Raw genomic sequence first — 15,528 nt, forward strand, 5'->3', positions numbered from 1 at the left:
CATTTTACTTTTCTAGTAATTTCTATTAGGTGTATGATACTTGTACGATTATTATTAGGAAAGGCCGGGTTTAAATGCTTTATGCACTTTTAGGAGATTTACATTCTAATATAGAAGACACTAAAGCTGTTCTAGCTCATATTCAACAAACAGCAGAGGAAGCAACAATCATTGGGTTAGGGGATTTATATGAATGCACTGTAAGTAAGAAAAAGGCACAAACCATATCTGGCTTACCTTTGCAAAAGGCGGCCATAGTAGAAAGTGAATTTGAAAAACTGCTAACCTTCCCCTCTATTCGAGGCAATCAAGAAGAACGTATTACTCAGGTCACTGGCATTGAACGTTTTAAAGCTTTACCAGAGACAATAGAGATTGATGGAGCCACGCTTATGCACGGACATCAATTTAGGTGGAATGTAAGCTGGCAACCGACTTTCCCACCCTTTCAAAAACCATTATTTTTCTTCGGGCATAGTCACGAATCAGGTCTTTATCATCAACAAAAAAAGCTGCCGATTCGTATTCGCTACGGGCAACCAATTGCGTTACAAGACAAACAATATGGTGTGAATGTAGGCTCTGTTATCAATCACCGTGAATGGTGTCTTTATGATAGCCAAAAGCGTACAGTGACATTTATGTGTGTTCCACCTATTAATCTATAAAAGAGCAAGCTAGTATGTAGACTAGCTTGCTTTCCATTTTTTAATGAATATATTGCTTTTTCTCGCTCAATAAAATTTCCTTTAACTCTTTTAATTTTTCAATTACAACATACGATTCATCCGTAATTTCTTTCAGGTATTTTTCAGCACCCGTTTTATTGCCTACATTGTACTCACGCACTGCTTTTTTTGCTATATCATGCACGTGAATAAATGGTTGTTCTAACTCTGCGTAGACACGCTCATCACCTAACAGTTTCTTTCCTGTGCCGTAGTACCATTCGCCAAGGCGTGATTCTTTTGGAGACCCTACATCCTGCTCCGTCATCGTTTCAAAGCCTAGTAGCAAATTGTAGATTTTCCATCTCCACAATAGGTGATCGGTAATAGCTAATTCAATAATATCCTCTTGGCTAATAATAAAATTTTTAGAAATTGTTGTGGATCGGTATCCATCAATCATTTTACTTAACTTATAAATGGCAGAGCCCATATCAAAAACGATTACCTTACTTTTTTGCATGCTCTCTGTAATTGTATGGTTACGTTCAGAAATAGTAGTAGCAGATTGTGCCTGTACCTTTGTCGTTGTAGCTATTTCCTCAAAGCGCGCCCCCTGCTGCTGTAAGTTTTTATTTAGCTCAGCTAGCGTCTGTGATATATATAAGGTATCTGTAACACCTTGATGTAAATCTTGGGAAAATTGAGTCGTCAATGAACTAATATTATGGGTAATATGAAGTAGCTCCTGTATATCTGTATGTATAGATTTGACAGATGTACTTGTATCATCAGCAAGTTTCCGAACTTCCTCTGCAACAACCGCAAAACCTTTTCCTGCTTCTCCAGCACGAGCGGCCTCTATTGATGCATTTAAAGCCAACAAATTTGTTTGATCTGCTATTTTTTTTATTAATTCCATTAATTTCGCTACACTATTTACACGCTCAACTAAACGCCTAATATCTTCCTGCATTGATTTATGGCCTTCATCGGTTGTCTGTAAAATAGATGATACTTGTTGTAATGATTCCAAATCCTGATTTAATTTTTTAAAGGCATGCTTTGTTTGCTCTGAAATATCACCCACTGATGTGGCAATTTCTTCAATACTTTCGTCTAACTCATGCATTAATTGATCTGCTGCAACAATCTCCTGTTGCTGAATCTCCTGAAATTCAATCAGTTCCTTAATGGTGTCTAACTGTGTATTATAAGTAATTATTTCACCTAATCCATTTACTACAGATCCTGCTTGAATTTCAATATAGGTCTCCAAAATAATTTGTTGATCAATTGTTACTAAGCTATCGTAAGACAATAAAACATCCAGCATTTTTTCTTCATCACGAGATAGTTCTTTGACAATAAGTGGAATGATTAATTGATTAATCAGTGTATAGGCAGATATCATCCAATTCGGTAGTACACCAATTCTTGCATGAACATAAGCAATTTTACGACGCTTAAAGACATAATCTAAATCTAATTCATCATCAAATAAGCTAATAAAATGTGTATCAAATAATCCTTTTAAGCGCTCTACTGTCGAATGTGTATTGATGACATGATTAAACTCTGGGATTTCCAGTAGACGAGCATAAAAATTATCGAGTATATGCTGTCGATTATTCTCATAAATTTTACGTAAAAACCCAACAGATTCTCTTCTAATTCTAGATAAAGCAAGGAAATCCAATTTTTCTTTAAAGCGTTCATTTGTTTCGATGTCTGAATTTTTCGTAGCCGAAAAATAATCATAACTTTGATTAATCTTCTTCCTTTTGAACATAGCTCCCACTCCTAGTTGTATTCAAGTAAAATAAAATTACCAATATTTTAAAGCCAATTATAGATTTCTCTTCATTACCTTCAACTAATAAAACATATATATTTTACCAACAATAGAATAACAAAAATAGATTCTCATTTAATTCTTTACACTTTATTATTTTTCCGTCCACTTTATTGACAATTTCTTATTTTCTTAGTTAAACACTGTCTTTACGCAGAAAAAGCGCTAAAATCCAGATTGATTTAGCGCCTTCTTCCCATATAAACTTCTCGTTAGTGCTAGCACTCGCAATCGCAATTTTGTAAGCTATCCAGTAGCTTTTCCATGGCTTCTAGTTGCTCACACAGCGTTTGAATCATGCAACGTAGGATTGGAATTAACTCTTGACAGATGCAGAATCTAAGCACATTTTGTGCCAGTCGTATACCACCCTGATGATGGACGATCATTTCCCGAAGATAATTGATATTAATGCTATTAGAGACTGGTGGAGCACACATTGCGTTGAACATAGCTTCTGTAATTTCTTTGTAAGCACACATATACTCGTATAATTCATACTCTGAATTTTGTACGACACAACATCGATTTTGTATCGCTTCAAGACTCTCAACCATTTCTGTATGTGTACGAATGATTTCTAAGGCGAGATTTTGCACAGGTATATTCGTTGTATAACGTAAAACATTTTCAGACATTTGTATTGCTGCAACTTGATGAGGGATGATTTGCTTAATAAAATTTTCTGAGATACTACAAGTAATGGTTACGTAGGTCATACCCTGCATCATTTTTTTGAGGATTCGCTGATATTCCTCTAAATATGCCTTTGTCACATTACTGAGTTCAATTGGTTTAGCCATTAGACACACTCCTTTCAGAGTAATGTATGCCTGCTAGGTTGTTGTGCGATAGACAATTGTACCAATTGCTCAATTTTTACCAACCTTTATCATCGTAAAAAACTATACTTCCTCTTTCTTATATGTAGCTATGCATGTTGAACAAATGCATAGATTTGGCTCTCTTTGCACTGTATTTAACAGGGTTTCTGGAATGCTAACTGTCATACACCAGCACTCTTTTTCACCTTTTGCCACGCCACAATGGTTTTCGCCTCCGCATAATGGACATTTTATTTCTCCAGTTGACATGCTTTTACAACTCCTTTATTTTTCATCATTGTAAAATAAAAAGGGAAGAGCGCTCAATACCTTGCTCCTCCCAAAACTTTAATGTTGATGCTTGTGTATATCTTGTTTTACTTCTTCAATGTCAGTGTCACTATAAATAGATGTTCCACGTCCGCCACCTTTTGCTAACAGGGCCTTCACTTCATTATAGGATAATCCTGCCTCTGCATTTTTTTGCTTCACTTCGTTAATATTTGTGCCTGCAGATGTAAACTGGATGTCTTTTTCACGATTCATCATTTTTACCTCCTATAATTCATCTGGCTGCATTTCAATTAATTCGTCGCCTTCTCTTTTTACACGCTTATTGAGTTCCTCTATCGGAATGGCATCTACAGTTTGCATATCCTCATGCAGATCGAAAAGACTAATCGTATCTGATTCAACCATGTCAGGCTTGTCCTTACTATTTAAATTCATGAACATTTTCTTTTCATGTGGTATTTTTTCGATGTCCATTCTGTCACACTCCTTTTCCTATAATGTGTGTAATGCTGAACAGATTATGTGTCTTTCTCTTTCGTACTTTTATCAATTCGATGATACTCAGCTATTTGAATAACTCGTACATGTTTTGTGTGCAGTTCATGGTATATCCCCCTACTATCCGTAAAGGAGATATATTGATCACGTTCATTTTTCACTAATTTTTCTGCCTCTTGTTGCGATTCAATAAAAATGAATCTTCGTACATAATGTACCTCATCAAAAAAATACGTAATTTTAAATTCCTTCATCTTTATGCCCCTTAATCCTGAATGTCACCGCTTATTCTGTCCAGAAACTGAAAAACCTTGCATTCCTAAAATTACATAAAACATCTGATGCATATAGTAGAGCAATAAACCTTTGCATTGGAGGGAACAATAATTGATTCATACTGTCAAAGCTGGTGAAACCCTAACTCAAATTTCTCAAGATTACCGTACATCTTTGGCATCCATTCTCGCTGCTAATCCAGGAATTCAGCCTGATCATCTTTTCATGGGTCAACAAATCGTCATCCCTGGCTTGCCTGAGCCCGACACAATTCCTTACCGTATTGAGATATCTACCAACAATCGCTGGCTCCGTTTATATAGAGATAATATCCTTCAAAAACAATACCCAATTGCAGTTGGACGCATGCTTCACGAAACACCAGTAGGTAGTTTTATGATCATCAATAAAGCGCCAAACCCTGGTGGTCCTTTTGGCACGATGTGGATGAGTCTTTCTAAACAACACTACGGAATTCATGGCACAAATGATCCTAGCTCTATTGGGCATGCTGTTTCACATGGGTGTATCCGCATGCAAAATCGAGATGTTGAAGAGCTAGCCAGTATTGTGCCAATAGGTACAGAAGTAGTGATTCATCCCTAACTTAAAAGGCTATCTAGTTAGTTTAGATAGCCTCTTGTTTTACTTATCTTGTTCTCTAGCCTGTGCGAGCTTCGTTAAATAGTATTGCTCCTCACGCCACATATGGTCCGCCATAGGAGCTGTAAATGAACCTAGCACCTCTGCACTTAGCTCCATTTCTTCTAGCTCTCTTAAAAATGTTTTAAATAATGTCATTTCAAGCTCAACATCTTTACTAAAGCGTTTTAAAGCAGGAAAGGAATTCATATTTGTACGTAAATAGCCTGTTAATTCAACAGCCTTTAAATAAAATTGCTCAAAGTGTTGAGCAAACTCATGGCTCTTTTGCTTCAAACGCTTCTCAACACCATCTAAATCATCATTAATAATGCCTGCATGACCGGAGGCATCTAAAAGCCAAACTAAATGATGATGAAGCTCATGAAAAATAGGTGGTGCTTCTCCTTTTTTTAAATAACCCAGCACATTTTGATATTCTTCTAATTCATTAACCATATGATTGACAAACGTAGGCGTTAAATGAATCCCAATATCCCCCAATAGTTGATGTCTGAGTAGACGAAGCTTGAACTGCTTAAATTGCTCAACATTGTCGTCCACGGACACTGAAAAAGATACAGCATTTGAATCATCGAGTGAAGGGACATAGGTAAGTAGCTGCGAGAATTGATAAATATACGTATGGGCTCTTTGAATATCTTCTTCTTCTGAGGGATAAAGGGCGTCATGAATAAATTGAGCGTGGTTTTGCATGATTTCTAGCCAAAATCTATGCTCGAAAATAGCATGTTGCACAAAATTTGACAAAGGTCTACCTCCTCTTATCTTGATTTTAGAGAAATAAACTAAAAAACTTCCCTCGAGCTGTCTTTGCTTTCTGTTATCTCCCCATTCTATTCTTCGTGCTATACAATTAGTCTTACTGTAAATTTCGTATAGGATGAAATGCTAAAAGCTATACTACCTATGGCAAAACCATTTAGATGGCTTTATTTAAAACTATAGGAGGGAAATACGTTGTCAACAAGTAAACAGCTATTATCCATATTCGCCCTAGGTGGGATAAATGAAATTGGTAAAAATATGTATGTAGTACAATATGCAGATGACATAATTATTATTGATTGTGGAGCAAAATTTCCGGATGAAACCCTGCTCGGAATTGATTTAATCATTCCTGATATTACGTTTTTACTTGATAATAAGGAGAAAATTAAGGCATTAATTGTCACACATGGACATGAGGATCATATTGGTGGAATTCCCTATTTATTAAAAAAATTAAACGTCCCTGTGTATGCTACCCGATTCACCCTCGGACTTATTGAGTTAAAGCTTAAGGAACATAAACTTTTAAGAGAAACGGATTTAATTGAAATTCATGCTGATTCAGCACTACATTTAGGACAAATCGATATTAGTTTCTTTAGAACCAATCATAGTATACCCGATTGTTTAGGAATCGTTTTAGCTACCCCTGAAGGAAATGTTGTCCATACGGGAGACTTTAAATTTGATCTAACGCCCGTTAACAACCAGTTTGCTGATATTCATAAAATGGCTGAAATCGGTTCAAAGGGTGTGCTTGTCCTTATTTCAGAAAGTACAAATGCAGAAAGACCAGGTTTGACCCCTTCTGAGCAACTTGTAGGGCATCATATCGAGGAAGCCTTTTTACATGCTGAACGAAAAGTAATCATCTCAACATTTGCTTCAAATGTTAATCGCATCCAACAAATCGTACATGCTGCAATTGCCACCAATAGGAAGCTAGCTTTAGTAGGGCGTAGCATGGTCAATGTCGTTGATGTCGCGATTGAACGAGGTTATTTATTTGTACCAGAAGATCTGTTAATTGATGCACAAGAGGTCAAATACCTCCCACCAGAAGAGGTCGTGGTCCTCTGCACAGGTAGCCAAGGTGAGCCTCTAGCTGCACTAGCAAGAATAGCAAATGGTAATCATCGTGAAATTAAGGTTTTACCAGACGATACAGTCATTCTTGCGGCTTCACCAATCCCAGGTAATGAAAAGGGCGTTTCTCGCATTGTAGACAATTTATTTCAGCTTGGTGCTAAGGTTATTTATGGTTCTTCCAGTCATACAGGTATGCATGTATCAGGACATGGTCATCAAGAGGACTTGAAACTTATGCTGACGTTTATGAAGCCTAAATTCTTCATCCCTATTCATGGTGAGTATCGTATGTTACATCAACATCGTTTATTAGCAGAATCTATTGGCGTTCAAAAGGGACATACATTTATTATGAAAAATGGTGATGTAGTTGATATTGAAAATTCAAAGGCAAGACAGACACGGAAAATTCCTGCTGGGGATACCTATGTTGATGGGATTGGCATTGGTGAGGTGGAAGGTATTGTCCTCCGTGATCGCAAGCAACTTTCAGAAGACGGAATGCTTGTTATTGTGTTGACACTCAATAAAGCTGACGGAGCTTTTATTTCAGAACCCGATACCATTTCACGTGGTTTTGTTTATGCTAAAGATTTCGAGGCACTGTTAACTAAAGTCAATGTGCTTACCAAAGAAATCGTCAATGAGCTTCAAGAAGAGGGCAGACAGCAAATACATGTCCTTCGCCGAGAAATTAAAAGAGCTGTTGGACAATATTTATTTACCCAAACAAAAAGAAAGCCCATGATTTTACCAATTATTATTGAAATTTAACAAGTCGGTGCAAGGATTGCCCAATCCATTTGCACCGACTTATGTTAATTGCTCAACCTTTGAAAGGAATTATTTAAGAAATCTCCATTATAAACCTTATGTAACATATCAGCATATAAATATTGGAGCTGTTCAAAGCTATGATGTAAGTTTTTTGAATGCTGATTTACTTGTTTTGATACATTATCGAAATACTGTGGAAGTTTTTCTACCGCTGTGACTAAAGAATCTTTATTCATTAATAAATGTTGAATAGCGTTTAATAGTTGAGCTGCTCTATGCTGTATATCAAGAGGAGGTAATTCAATTATTAAACGAAGGATATGACGCCTCTCTTTATTTATTTGATACCATTTAAAAAAGTGAAATAAATAGTCACTAACAACAATGGATTCATTTGGAATAATGGCAATGATATCATGACCGATGCACACAGCTTTTTTACATTGATAAATAATGGTTTCCTTTAAATTTAATTTGTTGAGAAGAATGCTTTTTGCAGGTACCAGTGACAAATTTAATGAATCAACCGTGTGATCAATCTTTGGCACTTGACTAGCATCATCATCTACCAATAATTTCAATAGTGTTGCTTCGGTGATAAAAGGAGTACCTTCCCTAGTAAAACATTGATCGTTCAAAATTAAATGACCAATTTGGACTTTTGCTATTTCTTCTAAAAAAAACTGCTTCACCATGTATGAACCCTCCAATCCTCTGTCCCAATTAATACCCTAAATACAATCTTCATTAACGCATACCTAGTTATTTATTTAGGTCATTTGTCTGGATAAAAGTATTACTCTAAAGATTGTACCATTTTAATGTAACTTTTTCTCTATTATACCACTATAATAGTATAGTCATTTCCATTGTTTTTCACTAGCTTTTAACATAGAGGTGAATCATATGTCAGATTTTTTAAAGCTAGTAGGTGAACAACTTCGGATTATTCGATTATCTAAAGGACTTAGCCAAGAAGAAGTGGCTGAAAGAACAGGGAAGTTAGGTTTCAGTAAAGGAAGAGTTTCCAATATTGAGCATGGACAATCTAATATTACCTTAAGTACTTTGGAAACAATCATGAAGGCATTAGACATTACCCCTGAGGAGCTATTTAATTTTCAAAAATTATCTGGCGTTACTGATATTGAGGAGAAAAACCTCATGCTAGACATTCATCGCTCATTATTAAGAGAACGAAATTTAGACGAGGTAAAATATGTAGTTCGTATAACGAAGGATTTTTTAGATACGATTGATTCTCAATCAAAGAAAAACAGCTCTAACGGTCAATGACCATTGGAGCTGCTTTTTTATTTCAAAGTAACTTTTAGTAGCTACATACCAAACTTTTGACGATAGCCACATTTTCTACATAATTCTTCCACAGCTTCTCTTCTTGAGAAGCCTTCAACAATCTTATTGGCACGCTCCCCTTCCACAATGTCGGAGAAGGATTTTTCATGTACATTTCCTAAATTAATGACACCTTCCCCATCCAAACAGCAAGGTACTACGGTACCATCCACCAATATAGCTGCTTGACTACGCAGTGCATGGCAAAAACCCTTACCTTCATCCTCTGGCTCTAGGAGACTTGGCCATCTAAACTCATGATCCTGATTTAAATATACATGAGGCGCAATTTTTACCCCTTTACCAGGTTCTACTTTTTCTTCTATACGATAATCAAGATGATACTCATTTTCTAATATTTCTAAAGTCTCGCGGTTGCGACGAGCTGCAACATCCGAAACATGATCCTGTTGTAGATTCCATAAACGATAGGAAATAATCGTATTGTATTCCCTAGAATCTCGCACAAAATCCAATATATCCTCTAAATATTTTTCACGATTTTCAGAGCCTTCATGCCCATCAAAGCTATGCAACGAGAAATTAATTTGACGTAATGCTGGCTTTCCTAATATTTTCTCGCGATTTTTTTTGATTAGCGTACCATTCGTTGTAATATTGACTTTGAATCCTTTTGCATGGGCAGCGTCTAATAGCTGATCAATTCTTGGATGTAGTAATGGCTCTCCTTTCACATGCAAATAAATATATTTTGTATGTGGACGAATTTCATCTAATATTTTATTAAATTGTTCGACTTTTATAAGCCCCTTTGCACGCGCTGTAGGTGGACAAAAACTGCATGCTAAATTACAAACACTCGTAATTTCTATATAAACCTTTTTAAATGTTCTCAATGTTGCTTCTCCGTTCCCATTCACTAAATAATCAAATCTCATTCATTTTAACAAATTTATTGGATAGATAGCAAAAATCGTTGAGCTTTCCCTAGACACACCTACCTTTTCTCTAGGTAACATGGCTACACGTACAGGTGGGTTCAAGAAGCGCTAATATCTTAATAGTAATAGGAAAGGAAGGGAGGAGAAACGATGTCTGGTTTTAATTCTAAAAAATTTTATGGACCTGACGAACCCGAGCAGGAATCCTCTAACAAACAAGGGAAAAATCATATAACAATAAACTTCACATTCAATATAGGAAATACAGATTTTCACTTTGAGCAACGTGCAGAAGGCGGAGGCCAAATCAATCATGATGTAGGCACAAATGCCAACCAAGGTGGACAAATTGCTAGTAACGGTAGTCACACACGCAACGTCAATTCGCAATTTGCTGACGGTAATGGAAGAAGTGGTATTGCTGGTAATAATAATGACGAGGCTGGTGGGCAACAAGGCATTAAAGTACGGGATAGTCTTGTCATTGAAAGTGATATTCATTCATCCTCTAACCATAGTGAAAGTAATGAAGAAACTGATGTATTAACTGAAGAAGATGAGTAGATTGGTTTCAAAAAGATCATGTCAGTAGCAAAAAAAAGGCCATTTTACACGAAGGGGCTCTGTGCTCTGCCACTGGAAAGCAAGTAGCCTGCAACCGATTGTTGACATTTCACAAAAATACTATTGATGGTTTTGTTTTTCAACACGATGAAAAAACTTCTATCTGCTTGATGGTACCCTCAACAGATAGAAGTTTTTTTATTATACATTGCGTTTATAATTTTTTGTGCCGTCATATGAATAGAGCATCGGCTTTTTATCGACATAGGTTTCTAAATGAACAGGACGTCCCCATAGCTGGTAAATATAAGGTAATACATTTTCTAAATAGTGTGGATCTAACTCCATCCCTTCATAGCCATGAACTAAATATAGCTCGCCATTCCGCAAATAATCACCATTTTTTACCACAATATATGGGAAGCCTCCGTTTACACGCATGGATACAAGTTGATCGCGAACCATCTCGTGATCCTTATCCGTTATACGGTATTCATTCCCTTTCTTTTGGAACAAGTACAAATCTTCACGCTTCGCTAAATCCTTTGTTAAATAGTTTCGAATAAAGGAAATATCTGATTCTACCTCTCTTACCTCAAAAATCTTTTCACGTCCCGTATTTGGCAAAACACCTAACCGTTTCATTTCCTCGGTAGGATTATTATAGCGATTTTCAATATCCTCGAAAATTTTAATCCCAAGATAATATGGATTAATCGATGTTTTGGAGGGCTGCACAACCCCCGCATTTAATTTGGCATATTCGATAGTTTCAGCAGTAGTTAACTTTAGCTCCCGCATGATTCGTTGATGCCAGAATGAGGCCCAACCCTCGTTCATTATTTTAGTCTCTAATTGAGGCCAAAAATAAAGCATTTCCTCTCGCATCATTGTTAATATATCTCGTTGCCAGTCTTCCAATTCACGGCTATGTTCCTCTAAGAATAACAACAGGTCCTTTTCTGGCTGAGGAGGAAATTGCTTTAATCTGCGTCGAATTGGTTTATAAACTTTTTCTTTTTCTTCTATACTCCATAAATCATCATACGGTGATTTTGTTTGTGTTTTTTCCTCCTCAAGCTCATCCTCCTCACTCCAGGATAGCTTTGGTCTTAAAATTGATGGATCAATATGTTCTTGAATAGCTAAAACAGCATCTAAAAACTGCTCCACCTCATCCTTGCCATACTCTCTCTCATAGCCAGCTATTCGCTCCGCAGTTGCGGTCATACTTTCTACCATATCTCTTCTTGTATTAGAAAAACGTATATTATTTTTGAAGAAATCGCAGTGTGCTAGAACATGGGCAATAATCAATTTATTTTGGGTTAAAGTATTGGTATCGAGTAAAAATGCATAGCAAGGATTTGAATTAATGACAAGCTCATAAATCTGACTAAGTCCTAAATCATATTGAAGCTTCATTTTATGAAATTGTTTACCAAAGCTCCAATGGGAAAAGCGCGTGGGCATACCGTAGGCGCCAAATGTATAAATAATATCTGCTGGACAAATTTCATAACGCATTGGATAAAAATCTAAGCCAAAGCTTGAGGCAATTTCGGTAATTTCATCTATTGCACGATGAAGCTCTTTTGTGTCCATTTTACGCCCCCTCCTTTGAACGTGGTGCTGAGGATACTTCCATGTTACTCTTCACTTTTCTTGAAAAAGCTCTTTAAGGCGTCATACACATCGCCTTTTTTTCTCAAAATATGGTATCTGAATTTAGGATCATCAATTTTTTTATACGTATACATAAGCGTTGAGAATCGGTTATGCTGATTCACCTCACCATAGCCAAACATGCTGGATACATCCATTAACTCTCCTACTAGCTTCAAGCACTTTTCATTGTCCATCGATATATTTTCACCATCTGAAAAATGGACAGGATAAATATTGTAGCGAGACGGATGATATTTATCCTGAATTAATTCCAATGCCTTTTTATAAGCTGAAGAACAAATGGTTCCTCCACTTTCACCCTTTGTAAAAAACTCCTCTTCTGTGACAACCTTTGCCTCAGTATGATGAGCAATAAATTCAATTTCTACTGTTTCATATTTTGACCGTAAAAACTTCGTCATCCAAAAGAAGAAGCTTCTCGCACAATATTTTTCAAATGCGCCCATTGAGCCACTTGTATCCATCATGGCGAGCACTACTGCTTTGGATTCTGGTTTCTCCACTTCATCCCATGTTTTAAAACGTAAATCGTCATTGTGGATTGGCGTTATTTCTGCTTTCCCATGCATCGCATTGCGCTTTAATGCATTTAAAATGGTACGCTTTTTATCGACATTACCCATGAGTCCCTTTTTTCGAATATCATTAAACTCTATTTTTTCTGTTTTAATATCTGCCTTTTCTTTTTGCTGTAAATTAGGTAACTCTAATTCATGAAATAAAACATTTTGAATTTCCTCAATACTGACTTCCGCTTCATAATAATCTTGGCCAGGCTTGTCACCCGCTTCTTTTCCTTTACCTGGAGCCTGATTGGCCTTACTGCCATCCCGCGCTACTACATCTCCAACACTACTATCCCCTTGTCCCTGCCCTACATGCTTAGAGTTATCATAGTTATATCGAATTTTATATTCATCAAGTGACCGAATTGGTATCTTAATAACCTCGCGACCATTGGACATCACAATACTTTCTTCGCTAACTAAATCAGGTAAATTATTTTTAATCGCATCTTTCACTTTTTCCATATGGCGTTGTTGGTCTTGGTGCCCTTTACGATGGAGGGACCAATTTTCCTGAGAAATGACAAAGCGTTTATTTTCGTGTTCAGTCATTTTTATCCTCACCCATCTATCAAATTCGCTTTTTCTATACTATGCTTGTGAGCTAAATTTTTGAACTTTTTTCATAAAATCAATTGTATATCTATCAATCACGCCTCAATGGGTCCAGATTTTTTTCGACCATGCTCTAAAGTTTCTATTCAAAGTCTCGGACATCCTCTGGGGCTTTTTGTTGATAAATCTCTCCTCCTGATAATAAAAGGAGTGCCCTAAAAATGGGACACTCCTATCTGACTTGGAACAATGAACATCAAGTTATCGATTGAGCAAACTTCCTACATACTGTAGCAACTCATTTGCTGATGTTGTATTATAGCCATGTTCATCAACAAGCCTTGCCACAACCTCATTAATCTTCTTCAGTTGAGATTCATCTGGCATTTTAGAAGAAGTAGTAATTTTAACGACATCTTTCAAATCTGCAAATAATTTCTTCTGAATGGCTTCTCGCAATCTTTCATGAGAATTATAATCAAAACGTTTACCTTTTCGTGCATAGGCAGAAATTCGAATGAGAATCTCTTCACGGAATGCCTTTTTAGCATTTTCTGAAATGCCAATTTGCTCCTCAATCGAGCGCATTAATTTTTCATCTGGATTCATTTCTTCCCCAGTAAGTGGATCATAAATTTTATTTTTATTACAGAATGCCTCTACATTATCAAGGTAGTTATTCATCAATGTTTTTGCCGATTCCTCATAGGAGTACACAAAAGCCTTTTGTACTTCATTTTTAGCAATCTCATCATATTCTCTACGAGCAACCGCAATGTAATTCATGTATTTTTCACGATCCTCTTGAGAAATCGATGCATGCTGATCTAACCCATCCTTCAATGCTCGTAAAACGTCTAATGCATTTATCGATGGTATCTCTTTGCGGATAATAGCAGAAGAAATACGGTTAATAATATAGCGTGGATCAATACCGTTCATGCCTTCATTCGGGAACTCTTTCTTCAGCTCCTCTAAGTCAACGGAATTAAATCCCTCCACATTTTCTCCGTCGTACAAGCGCATTTTTTTAATTAGATCCACACCTTGTTTTTTCGGAACTTCCAAACGAGTGAGAACCGAAAAGATTGCTGCGGCCTTTAAAGCATGCGGTGCAATATGGACATGGGACATATCGCTCTCTTTTATCATCTTTTCATAAATATGCTCTTCCTGACTAACTTTGAGGTTGTAGGGAATTGGCATAACGATAATTCGAGAATGTAATGCCTCATTCTTTTTGTTCGAAATAAATGAACGATACTCTGTTTCATTTGTATGAGCAACGATTAACTCATCTGCACTAATTAAAGCAAATCTTCCTGCTTTGAAATTTCCTTCCTGCGTTAATGATAATAAATTCCATAAGAATTTTTCATCTAGTTTTAGCATCTCCTGGAATTCCATCATTCCTCTATTAGCCTTATTCAGCTCCCCATCAAAGCGGTAAGCACGAGGATCCGACTCTGAACCAAATTCACCAATTGTAGAAAAATCAATACTTCCTGTTAAATCTGCAATATCCTGTGATTTAGGGTCTGATGGTGTAAATGTCCCTATACCCACACGTTTATCTTCTGAAAAAGTAATACGTTCAATCATTACATTTTCAATGCGTCCATCGTATTCCTTTTCAAGACGCATTGTATTTAAAGGCGATAAACTTCCTTCAATTCTAATCCCATATTCCTCAAAGAACTCATTACGCAAATGATGTGGAATTAAATGGAGCGGATCTTCATGCATTGGACATCCCTTAATTGCGTAAACTGCACCTTCATCTGTTCGCGAATATTGCTCTAATCCGCGTTTTAGTAAGGTAACGATAGTTGATTTACCACCACTAACTGGTCCCATTAATAATAAAATACGTTTTCTAACATCTAACCTGCGTGCTGCTGGATGGAAATATTCCTCCACCAGTCTTTCAATTGCTGTTTCAAGCCCAAAAATTTCTTGTCCGAAAAATTTGTACATTTTTTGCCCATCGCGTTCCTCTACACCAGAACTTTTTATCATATTGTAGACGCGTGAATGGGCTGTTTGAGCAACTTCAGGTCTTTCCCTAATGATGTTTAAATAATCTGCAAATGTCCCTTCCCACTTCAGCCTGTTTTCTTCTTCGCGATAGTTTTTCACTTTATCTAAAATGTTAATAGCCTTCCCTCCATTCAGGGCTTG

General features: G+C 36.6%; 17 protein-coding genes. 5 read left to right on the forward strand and 12 right to left on the reverse strand.

Features of this window, described 5'->3' with window-relative positions; all coding sequences use genetic code 11:
* The first annotated feature begins 74 nt into the window (after positions 1-74).
* Positions 75-668, forward strand: a complete 594-nt coding sequence (locus tag AC1RFD_RS19455; protein WP_112116686.1) for a metallophosphoesterase family protein — start codon at positions 75-77, stop codon at positions 666-668.
* A 40-nt stretch (positions 669-708) separates the two neighbouring features.
* Here the strand turns inward: AC1RFD_RS19455 and AC1RFD_RS19460 are convergent, their stop codons facing one another.
* From AC1RFD_RS19460 to AC1RFD_RS19485, 6 genes are all read right to left on the reverse strand, one after another.
* Positions 709-2,460: a methyl-accepting chemotaxis protein gene (locus AC1RFD_RS19460; protein WP_004225627.1), complete on the reverse strand. Its 1,752-nt coding sequence runs from the start codon at positions 2,458-2,460 to the stop codon at positions 709-711.
* A gap of 281 nt (positions 2,461-2,741) precedes the next feature.
* Entirely contained in the window at positions 2,742-3,326 is a 585-nt protein-coding gene (locus tag AC1RFD_RS19465; RefSeq protein WP_004225628.1) for a DUF305 domain-containing protein, read from the reverse strand.
* Between the two features lie 102 nt (positions 3,327-3,428).
* A complete protein-coding gene (locus tag AC1RFD_RS19470) occupies positions 3,429-3,617 on the reverse strand; it encodes a cysteine-rich CWC family protein (protein ID WP_054549001.1) in 189 nt (62 codons plus the stop codon).
* A gap of 78 nt (positions 3,618-3,695) precedes the next feature.
* Complete coding sequence (locus AC1RFD_RS19475; RefSeq protein WP_054549000.1) at positions 3,696-3,893, reverse strand: hypothetical protein; 198 nt, start codon at positions 3,891-3,893, stop codon at positions 3,696-3,698.
* Positions 3,894-3,905: 12 nt separating this feature from the next.
* On the reverse strand, positions 3,906-4,115 hold the full coding sequence (locus AC1RFD_RS19480; protein ID WP_004225632.1) for a YczO family protein: 210 nt from the start codon (positions 4,113-4,115) through the stop codon (positions 3,906-3,908).
* A 44-nt stretch (positions 4,116-4,159) separates the two neighbouring features.
* Positions 4,160-4,393, reverse strand: a complete 234-nt coding sequence (locus tag AC1RFD_RS19485; RefSeq protein WP_048394826.1) for a hypothetical protein — start codon at positions 4,391-4,393, stop codon at positions 4,160-4,162.
* 133 nt (positions 4,394-4,526) lie between these two features.
* On the opposite strand from AC1RFD_RS19485, the gene AC1RFD_RS19490 reads away from it, so the two are divergent.
* Positions 4,527-5,021: a L,D-transpeptidase family protein gene (locus AC1RFD_RS19490; RefSeq protein WP_048394827.1), complete on the forward strand. Its 495-nt coding sequence runs from the start codon at positions 4,527-4,529 to the stop codon at positions 5,019-5,021.
* 39 nt (positions 5,022-5,060) lie between these two features.
* Here the strand turns inward: AC1RFD_RS19490 and AC1RFD_RS19495 are convergent, their stop codons facing one another.
* Positions 5,061-5,828 carry a DUF2935 domain-containing protein gene (locus tag AC1RFD_RS19495; protein ID WP_048394830.1) on the reverse strand — a complete coding sequence of 256 codons (768 nt, stop codon included), beginning with the start codon at positions 5,826-5,828 and terminating at the stop codon, positions 5,061-5,063.
* 210 nt (positions 5,829-6,038) lie between these two features.
* On the opposite strand from AC1RFD_RS19495, the gene AC1RFD_RS19500 reads away from it, so the two are divergent.
* A complete protein-coding gene (locus tag AC1RFD_RS19500; protein ID WP_492475197.1) occupies positions 6,039-7,712 on the forward strand; it encodes a ribonuclease J in 1,674 nt (557 codons plus the stop codon).
* 44 nt (positions 7,713-7,756) lie between these two features.
* On the opposite strand, the gene AC1RFD_RS19505 is transcribed toward AC1RFD_RS19500, so the two are convergent.
* Positions 7,757-8,410, reverse strand: a complete 654-nt coding sequence (locus AC1RFD_RS19505; protein ID WP_387256488.1) for a restriction endonuclease subunit S domain-containing protein — start codon at positions 8,408-8,410, stop codon at positions 7,757-7,759.
* 211 nt (positions 8,411-8,621) lie between these two features.
* On the opposite strand from AC1RFD_RS19505, the gene AC1RFD_RS19510 reads away from it, so the two are divergent.
* Positions 8,622-9,011 carry a helix-turn-helix domain-containing protein gene (locus AC1RFD_RS19510; protein WP_004225641.1) on the forward strand — a complete coding sequence of 130 codons (390 nt, stop codon included), beginning with the start codon at positions 8,622-8,624 and terminating at the stop codon, positions 9,009-9,011.
* Between the two features lie 41 nt (positions 9,012-9,052).
* Here the strand turns inward: AC1RFD_RS19510 and AC1RFD_RS19515 are convergent, their stop codons facing one another.
* Positions 9,053-9,928, reverse strand: a complete 876-nt coding sequence (locus tag AC1RFD_RS19515) for a radical SAM/SPASM domain-containing protein (protein ID WP_048394836.1) — start codon at positions 9,926-9,928, stop codon at positions 9,053-9,055.
* A 195-nt stretch (positions 9,929-10,123) separates the two neighbouring features.
* Here AC1RFD_RS19515 and AC1RFD_RS19520 point away from each other — a divergent pair, with 195 nt between their 5' ends.
* Positions 10,124-10,537, forward strand: coding sequence for a hypothetical protein (locus tag AC1RFD_RS19520; RefSeq protein WP_492475198.1), 414 nt, complete (start codon positions 10,124-10,126; stop codon positions 10,535-10,537).
* Between the two features lie 201 nt (positions 10,538-10,738).
* On the opposite strand, the gene AC1RFD_RS19525 is transcribed toward AC1RFD_RS19520, so the two are convergent.
* The 3 genes from AC1RFD_RS19525 to AC1RFD_RS19535 form a co-directional block, all read right to left on the reverse strand.
* Positions 10,739-12,142 carry a SpoVR family protein gene (locus tag AC1RFD_RS19525; protein ID WP_492475199.1) on the reverse strand — a complete coding sequence of 468 codons (1,404 nt, stop codon included), beginning with the start codon at positions 12,140-12,142 and terminating at the stop codon, positions 10,739-10,741.
* 44 nt (positions 12,143-12,186) lie between these two features.
* Complete coding sequence (yhbH, locus tag AC1RFD_RS19530) at positions 12,187-13,344, reverse strand: sporulation protein YhbH (protein WP_048394843.1); 1,158 nt, start codon at positions 13,342-13,344, stop codon at positions 12,187-12,189.
* A gap of 264 nt (positions 13,345-13,608) precedes the next feature.
* Positions 13,609-15,504, reverse strand: coding sequence for a PrkA family serine protein kinase (locus AC1RFD_RS19535; RefSeq protein WP_066038234.1), 1,896 nt, complete (start codon positions 15,502-15,504; stop codon positions 13,609-13,611).
* Between the last annotated feature and the right edge of the window lie 24 nt (positions 15,505-15,528).

It is taken from the genome of Lysinibacillus sp. GW823-FHT02G10, assembly GCF_058797135.1.